Origin of the sequence: Gleimia sp. 6138-11-ORH1, assembly GCF_024814355.1 — a bacterium.
Classification (GTDB): Bacteria; Actinomycetota; Actinomycetes; order Actinomycetales; family Actinomycetaceae; genus Gleimia.
In genome coordinates, this window is sequence record NZ_JANUXV010000001.1 from 672,858 (window position 1) to 688,229 (window position 15,372).

Genomic DNA, 15,372 nt, shown 5'->3' on the forward strand with positions numbered 1-15,372 from the left:
CTCTGCAGGTGAGGGCTTGTATCTGCTTAGTTTAGCTTCTGGTAACGTCAGTTAGTTCTTTATTTTGGTTAGTTTCGCTCCGCCAAACTCTCCAAGCCAGATAGGCAATCGCGCAGGCGCTTATGCCGATAATGATTTCCGTTAGTAAAATAGATTCACTATAGCGGAGGATAAGGAACATTACTGCATTCGTTCCGGCGTGCAGAATAATCGCTAGCGGAAATAGGTAGAATTTTTCCCGGTTCTTTACAGCAAACCATACCAGAACAGATAATCCCAGGTGAACGATAATTGCGAAAACACGTTCTATGATTCCCGCTAAGAAGAAATATGCGGGAGCTTCCGTCAGCGTTTGCACCAACGTGGTTAACTGGTCGCTTGCTTCAGGCGGAACCTGTGTTAAGACTTCCTGAATTCGCCCGTTATTGATCAATAGTGCCATTGTTACGTTATTTGCGGATGCTAGAAACAAAATCGCGTAGGCTTCAAATCCGCCGTGTCCGGCTCCGTACATTAGCGCGTTTTGATTGCGGTTTAGCTTTTTCTTTAATGCGGTTTTCATAGCTAGGTAACGGCCGGTTTCTTCAAAAATCCCTGCCATTAAACCCCCGTAGATTGCTAAAAACCAAAGATTTTGTAGCAAACTTTTTGGTGCAATTACATTTAAAACTAAGAAGTTCAGGCTTCCTTCTAGGATAAATACGAAGCCCAGCATTACTGCTGCTCCTATAAAGAAAGGAGAAATATCTGCCCGTTTTTTCTTATTTAGGTATAAAAACATGACGATTGGTATGAAAATCCCCGCAACTGCGGTAAATCCCATTGCCATAATAGACAGATTACTTACCATCTCTTTTCCCTATCATGTTCCAAACGGGCTAATCGCAATATGACAAGTATACTCCCCTTGTTTTCCTTTATTAGGTTTTTGCATTCACATGGCAGCGAGCAGCTTTTTGGCGTAGTCTTAAATTACTTAACATTTATTTGATGGGATAATTCTATGTCTTTTATTTCTAGATTTTTTAACATTTTTGTAGGCGTATTTTTTATTGCGTTCAGCATTTACCTGTGGAATAACCCCGCAGAGACTGTGGTGACCTATTCTATTTACTTAGGTATCACCTACGTAATCGGTGCCATTGCTGTTTTGGCTTTTGTCATGTTGCAAGGGATTAAGCCTGTGCCTTGGGGTAATATCATCGTTTCCTTCATTATTGGGTTTACGATTTTATCCCTCCCACTACTAACTACAACCGTTTTGCTGGGGATTTTCATTGCCGCTTTCTTGGTTATGGCTATCTACTACTTCCTGCAGGTTTACAACAAGCAGCAGAAGTTCCAGATTTTGCATCTAGCCTTAGCTATTGCGGCAATCGTTTACGGTATCTTCATGCTATTTAACCCAATCCTGGGCTTAAACACTATGGCGAAGCTAATCGCTGCTTTCGTATTCTTCAACGGCCTTTCTTACATTTTCCCATCAACTAAAGTTCAAAAGTAACTAGGCCCTTTTAGTTTGTGCCCACCCACTTCGCGGGTGGGCACAAACTATTTCTTTAGGTTTAGATTCATTACTGTGTTTATGCTTTTTCTAAAACACAAACTGTCTCCACATGATGAGTGTGGGGGAAGAAATCGGTGGCTTGGAAATCTCTTACCTGATAACCGGCTTCAAGGAAGAATCTAATGTCGCGGGCTCCAGCTGCCGGATCGCAAGAAACCAAAACCACAGTTTCCGGTCCAACAGTCGCTATGGCTTGAATCAGTTCGCGGCCGGCGCCGGCCCTGGGCGGATCGAGGACAACTACCCGAGGGCGTTCTCCCAGGTCTGACCAAGCACGCATAACGGCTTTTCCGTTTACGTTTCCCACTCTTAAGTCTCTGGGGGTATCCAGGTTTCTTAAATTGTGGCTGGCATCATCTACTGCTTGGGCAGAACCTTCGATTGAGATTAAGCGTCCTGCTTTACCTGTTGCGGTAGCTAAGAAATAGGTGAATAATCCAGCGCCTGAGAACAGTTCCAAAACTGCGTCCCCGGGATTGACTTTTGCCGCATCTATCACGGTTTGTACCAGATCTTGCGGCGCAGATTTATGTGCTTGCCAAAATCCTTGCGTGTGTACGCTAAAGGTTACTTCTTCCTCACCGTAGCTAACCTGCCATTGAGCAAAGTTTTCAACTCGCCGCCCATTGGGCGTGTAAGTCTTATTTCCAATGACCACCCGTTCGCCGTCACCGCTGGGCGCTAAGGCACGAACTCGGTTTCCCGGACGCCAGAGTTCTTTCCACGGGGAGTCTCCAAATAAGTTCAGGTTAAGAATTGCTTCATCTGCTAATGGCATATCGGATATTTCCAGCAGTTCGTTTGAAGCTGCTTTAGCCATTGCCAGGCGCCCGGTATCAGCAACTTCAAACTCGACTCGGCTCCGACTATGTAAACCGTCAGTTTCTCCGCTTGCGGGGCGCACAGTTATTTCTCCGACAGCTGCTTGCACAGCTTGTATCGTTTCTGCTGAGCCTATCCGTTTCAGCTGGTCGGCAATAACCTGTGCTTTCCAAGTTCTTTGGTAGGCCAACTTAACGTGTCCTAAGTCTGCGCCACCAACTCCGCCTGGACCAGCTTCACTCCAAATGTGTGGTTGTCGGTGTGCGGAGGCAACGTGAATTTCAACTGCGTCTGCGAAAGCGACTTTTGCGCGTTTCTTTGTTAGTTGAACATCAACTACTTCTCCCGGTAGCGCGTGAGAGACAAAGAGTGGATTTCCTGATTCATCTACTGCGAAACAGGTACCTCCGTGAGCTGGGCGGAGTACTTCAATTCTTTTTAAGAGTGGAAGGTTAGGGTCATTTTGGATGGTGGGACGGTATTTAGGCATTTTCTCTCTCTAACTTAAGTTTGGTATTCACTTCCTCAGACCAGGGGATTACCGTGACCATTACTCCTGATTCTTTTTCTAAAGCTCGACGTAGGTAGCGTATTTCTGCATTATAGAAGCGATTTTTCCAAATTGAATTTAAAACATAATGAGGGATTACCACGTTAATTAACCTATTTGGGTTGTCTTGGCGGATACGACGAATGTGTTCAAGAACTGCTTGATGGACGCGGATGGAACTGGTTTCAATTAGGGTTAGCTCCACATTTAAGGCTAGTTTTCGCCAGCGTTCGATTTGTACTTGAGCGTCGTCGCCGCCGCGATCAACGTGGATTATTTCCATTGAATGAGGGCGGGTAGCTTTAACCCAGTGAATTGCTCTTTGTACAGCTGGCCCAAGGTTCGGGGCAATAACCATGTGGTGTACTCGTCCTGGCATCAGAGGTTCAGCTACAGGTTCTTCAATCGCATCACCGCCGTAGTAAAGGTAGTGGCTTCGTACCAGGAAAAAGAACATATAGAATGAGCCAATTAAAGCTACGGCCGCCCAAGTGCCTGTTTTCATGTCTGCAGCTAGGAAAGCTAAAAGCATGATGAAGCTTACCACTACCCCGCCTAAGGCAACTAGTTTCGCTTTTTTCATGGTTTTCCTCTCATGTGAGTGTCCTTCATAGCGCAGTTGTTTACGCCAGTAAAGTAGAGTCGCTAACCTGGTGAGGGTTAAAGAAATGATTCCGCTAAGTACTACGATTGGAATAATCGTAGTGAATTTTCCATTGCTATAGCTCAATAGGCCGATTGTGCCAATCAGCAGAAGCGTTATATTTGCTCCGGTGAGATTAAAGAAACGAGCCACGTGGAGTGGGAAAATTGAAAAGTGAGTTAGCTCAGCTGCCACGATTCTGGCGTCGTCTAAGATAACCCGCATTGATACAAGTGTGGCAGCTAGTAAGAAAGCCGCGAAGATACCCAGAATTACCGTGGGAATGTTAATAATCCTCAGTGCATTAAAAACCGCATATTCTCTGAGTAAGAAGGCGCCGGAGTCTATATCCGCCACATTTGAAAACACGCCGATGGTGACAACCCCAAAGGCAAAGGTGGTGGCAACCATCGCTGTAGTTGCAGAACGGGCTCTTTGCGGAGAATAGATAGATAAGTCTGTGGCGAAATGCCGAATCATAATCACCGGGGTCATCACGGTGACGAGGGCGGAAAATAAACTTACTAAAATACGCGGTGCAGTAGAGGTACGTGAAGTAATTTCTTGGGAAACGTCTACCAGGTCTTGGGAACCTGTAGTTAATAGGTAGGGTGAGGCACCGATGAAACCGATGATTAAAATAATCAGCAACGTGAGTGTACCCACTACTATTCCAGTGGCGATTTTCGGGTATCGTCGCTTTCCTAAAGTAGTGCTAAATACCACTGCAATGGCCATGAAAATCGAAAATACCAGTTGGTAGTCGTAAAGCCTGGGAAAAGCAGAAATAATAAAAAACCCGCCGGTGGCTGCTAAGAGCGCGTAGGTGGAGATATATTCAACTATGGTTGAAACCGCCGCTAAGGTGGACATTCGTGAACCGAGTTCACTGTCTAAGAGCGCAAAATCACCAACGTGCTTGTGACGACTGCGCAGTACTGGTTCCCCTGATGCTACCAGTAAAAGAGCCAGGGGAAGCGCGAAAACTGCAATCCAAACAGCGATTGAGGTATCTAACTGTCCCAGGGGTCTGAGTGAGAGGATTACTTCATCGGCTAGCCAAATGGGAGCAGTGACAAAAAGGGCAGTTACGGCTCCGAAGCGAGCGTAACTTTGCAGTGGACGGGTTGTTTTTCCACTTCCTTTTTGTCTCTGATTTGAGTTTTTTAGTGCCATAGTATTTCTAGTCTACCTGGCTACTGGTAAGTTAGTATTATGCATTTTGTTGTCATGGGAGCAGGTCGAGTAGGAATTGCGTTAGCTAGCCTACTTGATGAACGAGGACACTCGGTAGCCATTATTGATCGTAACCCGGATGCTTTCCGTAAGCTTCCGGCGTCTTTTACCGGACGACGCGTTACGGGTATCGGGTTTGATCGCGATACTTTGAAGCAGGCTGGGATTGAAAAAGCATATGCTTTCGCAGCGGTTTCTAATGGTGATAACTCGAATATCATTTCTGCGCGCGTAGTGCGGGAAACATTCAATATTGATCGCGTGGTGGCTCGGATTTATGACCCCACGCGTGCTGAAGTTTATGAACGTTTAGGGATCCCTACTGTAGCGACTGTACGCCGCACCACTGAGGCGGTTCTTTCGTGGATGCTACCTCCGGATACTGATGAGGTTTGGACGCACCCTACTGGGGCCGTTAGTTTAGCGAAGATTCGTCCAGCTGATGGCTGGTTGGGATACTCGATTGATAAGTTAGAGAAATTGGTTGGCCACAGAGTTGTTTTTATTTCCCGTTTAGGGATTGTGCAAGAAGTGAAATCTGGGTTAGTTTTACAAGAAAATGATGTGCTTTATATCGCGATTTCTGGACATGAGGTGGTTCCGGTTCGCGATCTGCTGGTGAAGTCACCACCTGCGGAGGTTTAGAATGCAGATTGTGATTGCTGGAGCTGGTTCCGTGGGGCGTTCAATTGCCCGCGAATTGCTTTCTAAAGGGCATGAGGTTACGTTAATTGATCGCCTTCCCGATCAGATGCGAGTTGCTTCTGTGGCTCAGGCTGACTGGGTTTTAGCTGATGCTTGTTCTCCTGAGTCTTTGAGAGAAGCTGGGGTTGGAACCTGTGATGTGATGGTAGCTGCCACGGGTGATGATAAAGCTAATCTGGTGATTTCCTTACTTTCTAAAACTGAGTTTGGGGTTCCCAGGGTAGTTGCCCGTGTTAATAATCCGAAGAATGAATGGATGTTTGATGAAGCGTGGGGGGTGGATGTGCGCGTGTCTACCCCGCGAGTAATGACTGCGTTAGTTGAAGAAGCAGTTTCCGTCTCTACCCTGGTTCCGCTTTTTGAATTTCACGAGGCCGGTGCCGCCCTTTATTCTTACACTCTAGGCGCGGATTCTCTGGCGTTAGATAAGCGTCTATTTGAGTTGGGGCTTCCCGGTGATGCCAGGGTAGTTTCTATCCTGCGTGATGATGCTCCACTGGATTCTTTAGATAACGTGATCCTCGATGCAGGTGATCAGCTGATTCTCATGCTTTCAGCTAAGGAAGCATCTTTAAGGGAGGATCTTGAATCAATCTTGGGGCCGAAGCGGGTGGAGTAAGAGCCAGCTAAGCCAGACGCAGAGTACAAATGGAGGAATTCCTAGAATGAGTTTTAGGATTCCTAAAACGGCTACGTTACCGCTTAACCAAAAAGGCAGTTGTAGCCCCACGCGGAGGATAAATAATCCAGCCCATAGCCATGAAACGATTAAGCTTGCTTTCACCAGGGGTGCTAACCGTTTTTCGCTGATTACCTGGCGGTTTTTCCACCATTTCCACGGTAGCCCCCAGGCGGGAGAAAGCAGCATCGCAGCAACCGGGTAGCCGATTAGATTGGCAGTTATAATAACTGCACCATAGATGCTACCGGTGATTAGCCCTAATGAGAAGAAGTTCTCTCCCCTGCCCGATAGCCAGGCCCAAAGAACGCCGATCCCCACTCCGAAGATCCCCGAAAGTGCATAGCTGAGACTACCTTTTGTGACTAGGCGGAATCCGGCAAATCCTAAAGCGATGATTCCTGCTCCAAGCAGGGGGATCTGCAAATTAGTGTAGATGGCAAAGAGGACTACAAATACTAATCCCGGTAAGGTGGATTCTAAAAGCCCACGTACTCCCCCGACAGTTTGCCACATATCAAAATTTTCGGTGTTAAGTTGATTCACCAAAGCAGACTGATCTAAAGATGCTTCCAGATTGTGTTTTGTAGTTTCTGTTTCCATTGTTTCCTTTTAAACGTACGATTGGGAATAATCCTCAAGTACCTGGTAGCGGGGGTTGAGCATCTGTGGGTGGCCGGATCCGGTAGAAACGATCCCAGTTACTTCTAGGATATCTCCAACATTCACGCCACCTAGAGTTTTTCTTCCCAACCAGCTGATTAGCAAGGTTCCTGTTTTATCTCTTAACGCAACTTTAACAGCAGGTGAGGTTTCTGAGGCAGGGTATGTTATCGAAACAACTTTACCGCGTACAGTTTGGGTTGCCCGGTCGATACACTTGGCAACTGGCGTTGTTTGATGCCGTTTTTTCTCAGCCATTTTGTAGAGTCACTGCCTGGTTTAGGCTTCTATTTCTTTATCTGATTCAATGATTTCCACGTCGCGGGGAATGTTTAGTCGGATCAGAGATAAAGGTGCTCGAGGTTCCTTATCTCTTTCGACGATTAGGTTATCGATTAGGGTTGCGGCTTGGCGATAAACTTCATCTTCAACGGCTACTGTTCCCATCATGTCGATCCGCAGGGCCCAGCGATTTCCTTCGACGAAGAAAACTCTTAGTGGGGTGATTCCTTTTTTGCCGTTATTGCCGGTAACTGGAACAGCTATTTGCAGTTCTTTTCCCCAGCGACCTTTAGCTTGTTTTACATCAGCTCCCTGCTGTTTAAATGCCTGAGCCGTTTCTTTTAGGAGATCTGCGGCCACATTACCGGATTTAGGGGTGGCAATCACCAGGATTTGCACTACGGAATTTGCAAATAAGAGGTTAAGCCGTTCAATACTCTGTCTATCTGGGGAAAGCACCGGCTGGATTTGCAACCCGGTGATTACTGGGATTTTTAATGTCCCAAAGTCTAAATAGTTGGCTGGAACTTTCTGCTGACTAATATCCCACGGTCCGTGTGTTTGTGTTTGCACAGGAGTTTGTGGGGTAGCTGCTTCGTCTTTGACAGCTTCTTTTTTCTTTCCAAACCAACCCATTTTTCTTTCCCTCACCTTAAATTTTAGGCACGGAAAAACCTTCCGTGCCTAATCGCTTATTCAACGCATTCAGCGCAGATTAGTTCTCCGTCGCGTTCTTCAGCTAACTGGCTGCGATGGTGAACCAGGAAACATTCACTACAGGTAAACTCGTCTTCTTGCTTAGGAACTACGCGGACAGTGAGATCTTCTGAGGAAAGATCCGCACCGGGTAGCTCATAGTCTTCGGCAATATCATTTTCGTCGTCGTCGACGCTGTTAGAACCAATATCTGTGCGTCGACTCTTCAGCTCTTCGATGGATTCTTCTGAAACTTCATCCTCGCTCTTACGGGGAGCGTCGTAATCAGTTGCCATTTATCATTTCCTTAACTGCGTTAGAGTCCTTGCACGAAAAGATTAACAGACTCACGGAAAAAAACCTATTCGCTGGGGATAATAGCATTTTTTCAAGGAGATGTGCAGAATCAGTGCGACACGCTATTATTTTGCGCTTTTTCTTTTTAGTCTTAGAAAGACTAGATTATTTTGGGGGAGGTTCCAATGATTGAACTGGAGCTACTTGGGTCACATGGTGATGGTTCACAGCTCGTCTTTACGGATTCGGCTGGAGAACGCTATTTAGTGACGATTGATGATGCCTTACGCGCTGCGATCCGTCGTGAGGAAATTCAGATCGAAATGCCAGTTGGAAAAGCTGAACTAAGTCCAAAAGAGATTCAAGAACTTTTAAGAGCGGGGATGACTCCACCTGAAATTGCTTCTGCTTTTGAAATGGAGATCTCTCGCATTAATCGTTTTGTTCCTCCGATTTTGTCCGAACGTACCTTTATTGTCTCAACTGCTTTAGCAACCAACGTGGGAGCGGAACTAGATGCTCCGCGGCTTGAGGACGTAGTAATTAACCGTCTTGCCACTCGCGGTGTCGATCCCAGCTCACTGGTTTGGTCTGCAACTCGCAAACGCAATCATCCTTGGCAGTTACATTTAACTTTCGTACAGGCAGCGCGGACGCTTTCAGCTAGCTGGGAGATTGAAAACTCCGGCAGACTCTTACGCGCACTAGACGAACAGGCGCGGTGGCTGACAGAGACTTTAACGACTGCCAGTGAAGCGGTAGCTTCCCCGGGAGACACCCCGGCAAAAACTCCCTACACTTCCCCTGGGGAACCTGAAAACGCTGCGGAAGTTGAGAAACTACTTGACGACCTGGTGGCAGCGCGCGGTAAGCGCAACGGCGATTTAGCCAGTGCTGACAAATCAGCTCCCGAGGCTTCCCGACTAGGTATTTTAGAGCTCCCCGAAGCAGAAACCACCAAAGTCCCCACTACCGAAGCTAAATCAGCGGGGGTTATCGACTTTACTGCCCGCCTTACCTCAGTTGAAACCTCTACTCCCCCGTTAGAGGACGCTACAAAACATTCACTTGGTGGCCAGGCTAAGACTGCTCAGGAAAGTGAAGCTCATCCAAAACATCTCCCCCGCCAGTCTGCCCATGAACAAGCTAATAAAGCGCAGCTGGAAGAAACTGCCGCATTAGCTTCAGATAATGATGTGCAGTCACTTCCCGGCTTGGACAATTTCGCAGGCGAAGAAAAACCTAAGAAAACTACTTCCAAACGTCGTTCCGTACCAACTTGGGATGAAATTATCTTCGGTGCTAAAAACGATTAAAGTTTCGTTTCACTTCTGCTAAAGAGTGAAACGAAACTTAACTTAGGCTTTTAACTAGGCAAGCCGCCACATGGGAATGGTAACTTCAGGTGCGGTTACTGACCCATGGACACCAATTAGATTAACTTGCCCAATTGGTTGAATCCGCGAATCAACAATCACTTGCCTATCCAAAGAAAATACCAACGCGTCTGCGGTGAAACGCTGGGTTGGGCGCCCTCGGAAAACTGTTGCTGGATCAGTTGATATCAGCACTTTGTCGCCAAAGAATTCCTTCCAATTTTGCACCACTTTCTCTGCCTGCCCGGGCTGCGTATACAGTTGTACGCAACGCCCCTCGCCGGCAATCACTTTCACAGAATCTGAAAGAGTTGGATAATCTGCTAAATCTATCCGCTGGGACGGGTCTACATCGATCATCCCATGATCAGCGGTGAGGATAATCGCAGCATCCTTTGGGCAAGCAGCCGCTAAATCTCGTAAGTTAGCATCCACGTGTTCTAACTCATTTGCCCATTCTAAACTCTGCCAGCCCCTCTCATGCCCCACATGATCAAGTTCTGACCAGTAAAGATAAGCCAGCCCACGGCCTTTTTGCAGGTGAGCGATTCCCGCAGCAATCCGGTCTGCAAAAGTTTCTGCCCCAACGAATCTAGCTCCCCGAAAAGCTGCTTCAGTTAATCCTGAGTTAGCAAACCGAGGGTGAGAAATCACCTGCGAGTCAATGTCAAACTTTTCTTTCGCAACTGCAAATAACGGAGGTACTGGTTGCCACTGTTTAGGCGCCTGGCGAATGTTTTGGAAGTTGATTAAGTTCCCAATCCCATCCTCGGTATAAATAGACCAGCCGAGCATATTTGTTTTCCCCGGAAATTCTCCGGTAGTAAACGAAGTTAAGGCAGTTGCCGTAGTCGATGGCAGTACCGTATGGCCCGCGATCAGCCCGGTTTCTTGTTTCCTTAGAAAAGGCGTATGCGCGCGGCAAGCCAGGATCTGTTCTAATCCCATTCCGTCGATTAACACCACGCAAACAGCCCGGTAGGTATCGTCTAAGCCTAACTGTTGCAGTAGTTTAGTTTGCGAGTAGCTCCCTGTCCTTTTATGAGTAGGTTTTTTCGGCTTTTCACTGGCTTGCTTCGGCTTTTCACTACTCTGTCCCTGCGGTTCGCTGCCCTGTTCCGGCTCGGCGACCAATTCCTCAAAATCAGCACCTAAACCCCGGTAGGCACATCGCAATAGTTGAGTGAGATTCGGGTAATTTTCGTGGGAGGACTTTTGTAAACTATCCAAACGATGGGTATCTGGCATTTTTTCTCCCTCGGCGTGTGAAGTCATTGGAATTACGGGTATTTTGGGACAATTGTAGCTATGTCAACGTCACTTTCAACACCCGATGTAGAGAATATTATCGAAATCGATGTCTCCGACGAAATGCGTGGCTCTTTCTTAGAGTACGCGTATTCGGTAATTTACGCGCGCGCACTCCCAGATGCGCGTGACGGTTGTAAACCCGTCCAACGTCGTATCCTCTACCAAATGTCACAAATGGGGTTACGCCCCGAAAAAGGGCACGTCAAAAGCCAGGGTGTTGTAGGTGAAGTTATGGCTAAACTACACCCCCACGGTGATACCGCGATTTATGATGCCCTGGTACGTTTAGCGCAACCCTTTAACCTTAGGCTCCCACTGATTGACGGGCACGGAAATTTCGGTTCCTTAGATGATGGCCCTGCAGCAGCCCGCTATACCGAAGCCCGGTTAGCTCCTGCAGCTATGGATTTAGTTGCCAATCTTGATGAGAACGTGGTGGATTTCGTCCCCAACTACGACAACCGCAATCTTCAACCAGATGTATTGCCAGCTGGTTTCCCCCAGCTCCTGGTAAACGGGGCAATGGGTATTGCCGTGGGAATGGCAACTAACATTGCCCCCCACAACCTTGGTGAAGTAGTTGCCGCTACCTGCCATTTGATTGATAATCCGCAGGCAACAACTGAAGACCTAATGCGTTTTATCCCCGGCCCCGATCTGCCTGAAGGAGGCATTATCGTTGGCTTAGAAGGGATTAAACAAGCCTATGAAACTGGCAGAGGCTCATTCAAAACGCGCGCAAAAATTGTTGTCGAACGAATCTCTGCCCGCAAGCAGGGATTAGTAATCACCGAACTTCCCTATCTGGTGGGGCCTGAGCGGGTAATCGAAAAAATTAAAGAGGCCGTAAACTCTAAGAAACTGCAGGGCATTTCCAACGTCTCTAACTTAACTGACCGCCACCACGGTGTACGTTTAGTGGTTGAAGTGAAAAACGGTTTTAACCCGCAAGCAGTAATGGCCCAACTCTATAAATTCACTCCCTTAGAAGATAACTTCTCTATTAACGCGGTTGCTTTAGTAGAAGGCCGTCCCATGACAATGGGACTTAAACAAATGCTGGAAGTCTATGTTTCCCACCGGCTAGAAGTAGTTTCAAGGCGCACCAAATTTAGGTTACAAAAAGCATTAGATCGGCTGCATTTAGTGCAGGGCTTACTCATCGCCATTTTAGATATCGACGATGTCATTGCAATTATTCGTTCTTCCGAGGACGTTGATTCGGCCCGTCAGCGACTGATGGACGTTTTTGATCTTTCAGATATTCAAGCCGACCATATTCTTTCCTTACGTTTGCGCCGGCTCACTAAATTTTCTCGCATTGAGCTTGAAGCTGAACAGGCCGAATTATTGGAACAGGTTAAAAGCCTCCAAGAAATTTTAGACTCTGAGCAGGTTTTACGGGCAGTTGTGCGCGACGAGCTGGTAGAAGTTGCGAAACGCCACTCTACTGCGCGGCGCACCGTTTTACTGTCAGTAGATCCGCAGCAGGTAGAAACCGCAGGAAAAGTCACTGCAGTTCCCCTGGAAATCCCAGATGCCCCTGTCCAAGTAGTTTTAACTACCAACGGTGGGCTGTTGCGTGTTGATGGCGCAGAGCCTTTAGAAAAAACTGACACCCGCGGAATTTGGGATACCTATCGCGTAGCTATTTCCACTACGGCTCGTTCACAAGTTGGGTTGGTAGACTCTACCGGCACCTTACACCGAGTTGAAGTTGTTGATTTACCGGAAGTACCTCGCTCTGCTTCTAACCCTTCCTTTGCCGGAGCGATTTCAGCTTCGCAACTGTTGGGACAAGAACTTAATCCAGTTGGGCTGTTAAATGTTGATAAAGATGAGGTTGCCGGTTTCGTCACTGCGCAAGGACAAATTAAACGAATGCGCCCTGACTATGCAAAAGCTGACTCTTTTGAAACTATCCTTTTAGCAGCTGGTGATGAGGTTCTCTTTGCAGCTCCTTGTTCGGATGAAGCAGAGATTGTTTTGGTAACTTCTGACGCCCAGCTACTGCGCACCCCGGCAGCTAAGATTCGCCCGCAAGGACGCGTAGCCGGTGGTGTAGTTGGCATGGTTATTGGCGAGGGCGCACGTCTATTAGAAGCAAACTTTGTTCCTGCCCCAACCGAAGAGAATCCGTTACCAGCCCAGGTTGTCACCGTTGCTGCTACCGCCGATGGACTATTGGGAAGTATGCAATCAAGTGTCAAAGTTAGTGATTTAGAGATTTATCCAGTTAAGGGTAGAGCTACTCAAGGGGTGCGTTGTCACCGCTTCTTAAAATCAGAATCTGAACTGGTACTTGCTCGTGTAACGGTAGGACCGGCAATCGCTACAAGTACAACCGGAGAGCCACTTGCCCTCCCTGAAGTTGATCCCCGCCGGGATGGTTCCGGGCAAGCTGTAGCTCATGAAATTGCCGGGCTTGTCTAAGCACCTAACTTCCGAAAACTGAATTAGTTATTCACCCTCACTTAAGCTAAAAGGTGAGGGTGAATAATTTGGCAGTTGCCACCGTTTCAAACCCCAAGGTCTTATATATTCCCAACGCTCCCGAAGCGTTGGTAGAAGAAAGGCTGGTCGCAGTATGTTCCATTCCCGCCTCTGCCTGTGCCTGCATAGTGGCGTAAATTAGGGCTTTGGCAAGAGAGTCTCCGTGGTATTTCTCAAGTACCGCGATCTGATCGATACTGCCTTCAGACCAGCCAAGTACCTCCCAATCTTGTTCATATGCTGAAGCCATTATGAAACCGGCAACAATGGGGCGATCTGCACGTTGATCTAAGGCTACGAAAGACCAGTCTGCTCGGAAATTACTGCGCCCAGCTAACCAGTTTTGCAAACTCTGTGCTTTGCGCTGCCGCTGCTCATAAGAAACCCGGTTTTCAACTTCTAAAATTGCTTCTTCTGTCTGCGAAGCCCACGGAACAATTTTAAAGAGTGAACTAATTTCAACTTCAGGAAGCGCCTGGTTTAGGTTTGCACGCAAATCGTAAAATGATCGCGTCCACGCATAACCGCTATTCGTTAAATGATTCTCTAACTCGTGGTTTCCCATTTCCACATAGAACTCTACAAAAACAGCTTCACCTGGGACTCTCTGCGCTTCTAAAAGAATTCTCGCCTGCTGCGTCAACCAGCTGACTATGGCTCCCCCAATTCCCTGATTGCGATAATTGGGATCAACTCCACCTTGGCACATGGCATGGTTAAGATTCGAGTCTCTCACACGCACAAAAGCATAGGCTTTCAGACTTCCGTCTTTCCAGCCGCCGATACAAATCATTTGCGCATTATCGGCAAAAAGTTCATTAACCTCAGACTCAGAGGTGCGATATGGAAGTCCATCCGCCTGCTCAATCCGATGAATTAGAGCTTGGAACTGGACGATATCTGCACTGGTTAGTTCCCTCCAGTCCAGGCCTACGTCAAGAATAAGTTGCATTTTACCTCTTAGTAGACGTAAGTTATAGGCTCATTGCTTGCAGGAAGTTTAAACACCCTTTGAAAGATAATACTAGAGATCCAAAGCAAAATAAATTTGTTCCCCAACCGATCTAAAACCTAGGCGTTCATAAAAGCTACGCGCCCCATTAGAGTTATCTTTATCAACGTCTAAACCAATCGCACTGATCCCACTAGCTTGTACTGCACGCATCGCATGGGTCAAAAGGGCTTTGCCAATTCCATGTGCCCGCGCCTGGGGAGAGACGCCTAAAAGCTCCACATAGGCTTCGGTACGCTTCACCTGCATCCAACGTTCAGGGTTGCGACACACCATAATGTAACCAGCTAACTCCCCTGAAGGAGACAGCGCCACTAAAGACCAACGCGGATCTAACGCTGGGCGAGAAAGACTCCACCAGGAGCGAATCTCTTCAGTTGTCCCCCAATGTTCTTTGAAGGCTTCATCATGCAGGTTCTGTAACTGTATTTCAGCAACCTGGGACCAGGGTTTAATCTGATAACCGTCCTGCGGATAAGCTAGCTCAACCTCTTTAGAAGAAAACTCAAAGTACATTACGTCAAAAGTACGGATCGGACGAAATCCTGCGGCCGTGTAGAGTCTACGCCGATCAGTTAAATGCGCATCCACAAGATTCGCTAAACGCACATCTAAGTGGGAATCAGCCCCTAAGGAAGCTACAAAGAGTTGGCGTGACTTAGACTCCTGCCACTTCAATACTGCGCGTCCAATCCCCCGCCCTCGATATTGGGGAGCAATAAATGCCACCACTTCCGCGCGAGCTAAATCAATATCGGGAATCTGGATCTCAACAGCGGCAAACGCCTGCACCTGCCCAGTATTATCTCTACCCACAATAGCTTCAGCAGGAATCTTCCCCAGGGAAAATTCACCAAAGGTAGCTAAACGCTGATCACCCACCGAATGGAGCGCCTGATCGTGAGCTTCACAACGACGAATCAGCTGAGTAACTTCAGCTAAATCAGCTATATCCAAATGTTTCCAAACTAACCCCAAATGGGTCTTAGGCAGTGGGACTGCCGCTAAAGGTGACAGCCTGTCTTCTAATTTCATGCTAT

Annotated in this window: 15 protein-coding genes; 5 read left to right on the forward strand and 10 right to left on the reverse strand. The window is 47.4% G+C overall.

The genetic code is table 11. The features are described 5' to 3' along the window. Positions 1 to 31: 31 nt before the first annotated feature. Positions 32 to 850, reverse strand: a complete 819-nt coding sequence (locus NXS08_RS02845; protein ID WP_259137014.1) for a YhfC family intramembrane metalloprotease — start codon at positions 848 to 850, stop codon at positions 32 to 34. A 153-nt stretch (positions 851 to 1,003) separates the two neighbouring features. On the opposite strand from NXS08_RS02845, the gene NXS08_RS02850 reads away from it, so the two are divergent. Then, positions 1,004 to 1,504, forward strand: a complete 501-nt coding sequence (locus tag NXS08_RS02850; RefSeq protein ID WP_259137016.1) for a DUF308 domain-containing protein — start codon at positions 1,004 to 1,006, stop codon at positions 1,502 to 1,504. A gap of 79 nt (positions 1,505 to 1,583) precedes the next feature. On the opposite strand, the gene NXS08_RS02855 is transcribed toward NXS08_RS02850, so the two are convergent. Together NXS08_RS02855 and NXS08_RS02860 are read right to left on the reverse strand one after the other, a co-directional pair. Then, positions 1,584 to 2,879: a class I SAM-dependent RNA methyltransferase gene (locus NXS08_RS02855; protein WP_259137018.1), complete on the reverse strand. Its 1,296-nt coding sequence runs from the start codon at positions 2,877 to 2,879 to the stop codon at positions 1,584 to 1,586. Further along, positions 2,872 to 4,758, reverse strand: a complete 1,887-nt coding sequence (locus NXS08_RS02860; protein ID WP_259137020.1) for a hypothetical protein — start codon at positions 4,756 to 4,758, stop codon at positions 2,872 to 2,874. Before NXS08_RS02860 ends, NXS08_RS02855 begins: the two co-directional genes overlap by 8 nt. 39 nt (positions 4,759 to 4,797) lie before the next feature. On the opposite strand from NXS08_RS02860, the gene NXS08_RS02865 reads away from it, so the two are divergent. Next, the gene (locus tag NXS08_RS02865; protein WP_259137023.1) at positions 4,798 to 5,463 is read left to right on the forward strand and encodes a TrkA family potassium uptake protein; all 666 of its coding nucleotides are present in this window, start codon (positions 4,798 to 4,800) and stop codon (positions 5,461 to 5,463) included. A 1-nt stretch (position 5,464) separates the two neighbouring features. Next, positions 5,465 to 6,142: a TrkA family potassium uptake protein gene (locus tag NXS08_RS02870; protein ID WP_259137025.1), complete on the forward strand. Its 678-nt coding sequence runs from the start codon at positions 5,465 to 5,467 to the stop codon at positions 6,140 to 6,142. Here the strand turns inward: NXS08_RS02870 and NXS08_RS02875 are convergent. From NXS08_RS02875 to NXS08_RS02890, 4 genes are read right to left on the reverse strand one after another with little or no spacing between them, the layout of a single operon-like run. Then, positions 6,113 to 6,805 (reverse strand): DUF3159 domain-containing protein, encoded by a 693-nt coding sequence (locus NXS08_RS02875; protein WP_259137027.1) that lies wholly within the window; start codon positions 6,803 to 6,805, stop codon positions 6,113 to 6,115. The two genes, NXS08_RS02870 and NXS08_RS02875, sit on opposite strands and share 30 nt — an antisense overlap. 9 nt (positions 6,806 to 6,814) lie before the next feature. Then, a complete protein-coding gene (locus NXS08_RS02880) occupies positions 6,815 to 7,123 on the reverse strand; it encodes a hypothetical protein (RefSeq protein ID WP_259137030.1) in 309 nt (102 codons plus the stop codon). Positions 7,124 to 7,144: 21 nt separating this feature from the next. Next, positions 7,145 to 7,783 carry a DUF3710 domain-containing protein gene (locus NXS08_RS02885; protein ID WP_259137033.1) on the reverse strand — a complete coding sequence of 213 codons (639 nt, stop codon included), beginning with the start codon at positions 7,781 to 7,783 and terminating at the stop codon, positions 7,145 to 7,147. A gap of 56 nt (positions 7,784 to 7,839) precedes the next feature. Beyond that, entirely contained in the window at positions 7,840 to 8,139 is a 300-nt protein-coding gene (locus NXS08_RS02890; RefSeq protein WP_259137035.1) for a DUF4193 domain-containing protein, read from the reverse strand. A 186-nt stretch (positions 8,140 to 8,325) separates the two neighbouring features. Between NXS08_RS02890 and sepH the strand changes: the two genes are divergently transcribed. After that, a complete protein-coding gene (gene sepH, locus NXS08_RS02895; protein WP_259137037.1) occupies positions 8,326 to 9,456 on the forward strand; it encodes a septation protein SepH in 1,131 nt (376 codons plus the stop codon). A gap of 54 nt (positions 9,457 to 9,510) precedes the next feature. Here sepH and NXS08_RS02900 read toward each other — a convergent pair whose 3' ends face one another. After that, complete coding sequence (locus tag NXS08_RS02900; RefSeq protein WP_259137040.1) at positions 9,511 to 10,764, reverse strand: alkaline phosphatase family protein; 1,254 nt, start codon at positions 10,762 to 10,764, stop codon at positions 9,511 to 9,513. A 60-nt stretch (positions 10,765 to 10,824) separates the two neighbouring features. Between NXS08_RS02900 and NXS08_RS02905 the strand changes: the two genes are divergently transcribed. Next, complete coding sequence (locus NXS08_RS02905) at positions 10,825 to 13,260, forward strand: DNA topoisomerase (ATP-hydrolyzing) subunit A (RefSeq protein WP_259137042.1); 2,436 nt, start codon at positions 10,825 to 10,827, stop codon at positions 13,258 to 13,260. 46 nt (positions 13,261 to 13,306) lie between these two features. Here NXS08_RS02905 and NXS08_RS02910 read toward each other — a convergent pair whose 3' ends face one another. Continuing rightward, positions 13,307 to 14,272: a GNAT family N-acetyltransferase gene (locus NXS08_RS02910; protein ID WP_259137045.1), complete on the reverse strand. Its 966-nt coding sequence runs from the start codon at positions 14,270 to 14,272 to the stop codon at positions 13,307 to 13,309. A 72-nt stretch (positions 14,273 to 14,344) separates the two neighbouring features. After that, entirely contained in the window at positions 14,345 to 15,367 is a 1,023-nt protein-coding gene (locus NXS08_RS02915; RefSeq protein ID WP_259137047.1) for a GNAT family N-acetyltransferase, read from the reverse strand. Between the last annotated feature and the right edge of the window lie 5 nt (positions 15,368 to 15,372).

Coding starts and splice junctions, on each gene's coding strand:
- NXS08_RS02875 (WP_259137027.1), bottom strand. CDS start 6,805: ATGGAAACAGAAACTACAAAACACAATCTGGAAGCATCTTTAGATCAG.
- NXS08_RS02845 (WP_259137014.1), bottom strand. CDS start 850: ATGGTAAGTAATCTGTCTATTATGGCAATGGGATTTACCGCAGTTGCG.
- NXS08_RS02890 (WP_259137035.1), bottom strand. CDS start 8,139: ATGGCAACTGATTACGACGCTCCCCGTAAGAGCGAGGATGAAGTTTCA.
- sepH (WP_259137037.1), top strand. CDS start 8,326: ATGATTGAACTGGAGCTACTTGGGTCACATGGTGATGGTTCACAGCTC.
- NXS08_RS02850 (WP_259137016.1), top strand. CDS start 1,004: ATGTCTTTTATTTCTAGATTTTTTAACATTTTTGTAGGCGTATTTTTT.
- NXS08_RS02900 (WP_259137040.1), bottom strand. CDS start 10,764: ATGCCAGATACCCATCGTTTGGATAGTTTACAAAAGTCCTCCCACGAA.
- NXS08_RS02865 (WP_259137023.1), top strand. CDS start 4,798: ATGCATTTTGTTGTCATGGGAGCAGGTCGAGTAGGAATTGCGTTAGCT.
- NXS08_RS02905 (WP_259137042.1), top strand. CDS start 10,825: ATGTCAACGTCACTTTCAACACCCGATGTAGAGAATATTATCGAAATC.
- NXS08_RS02910 (WP_259137045.1), bottom strand. CDS start 14,272: ATGCAACTTATTCTTGACGTAGGCCTGGACTGGAGGGAACTAACCAGT.
- NXS08_RS02880 (WP_259137030.1), bottom strand. CDS start 7,123: ATGGCTGAGAAAAAACGGCATCAAACAACGCCAGTTGCCAAGTGTATC.
- NXS08_RS02915 (WP_259137047.1), bottom strand. CDS start 15,367: ATGAAATTAGAAGACAGGCTGTCACCTTTAGCGGCAGTCCCACTGCCT.
- NXS08_RS02860 (WP_259137020.1), bottom strand. CDS start 4,758: ATGGCACTAAAAAACTCAAATCAGAGACAAAAAGGAAGTGGAAAAACA.
- NXS08_RS02870 (WP_259137025.1), top strand. CDS start 5,465: ATGCAGATTGTGATTGCTGGAGCTGGTTCCGTGGGGCGTTCAATTGCC.
- NXS08_RS02855 (WP_259137018.1), bottom strand. CDS start 2,879: ATGCCTAAATACCGTCCCACCATCCAAAATGACCCTAACCTTCCACTC.
- NXS08_RS02885 (WP_259137033.1), bottom strand. CDS start 7,783: ATGGGTTGGTTTGGAAAGAAAAAAGAAGCTGTCAAAGACGAAGCAGCT.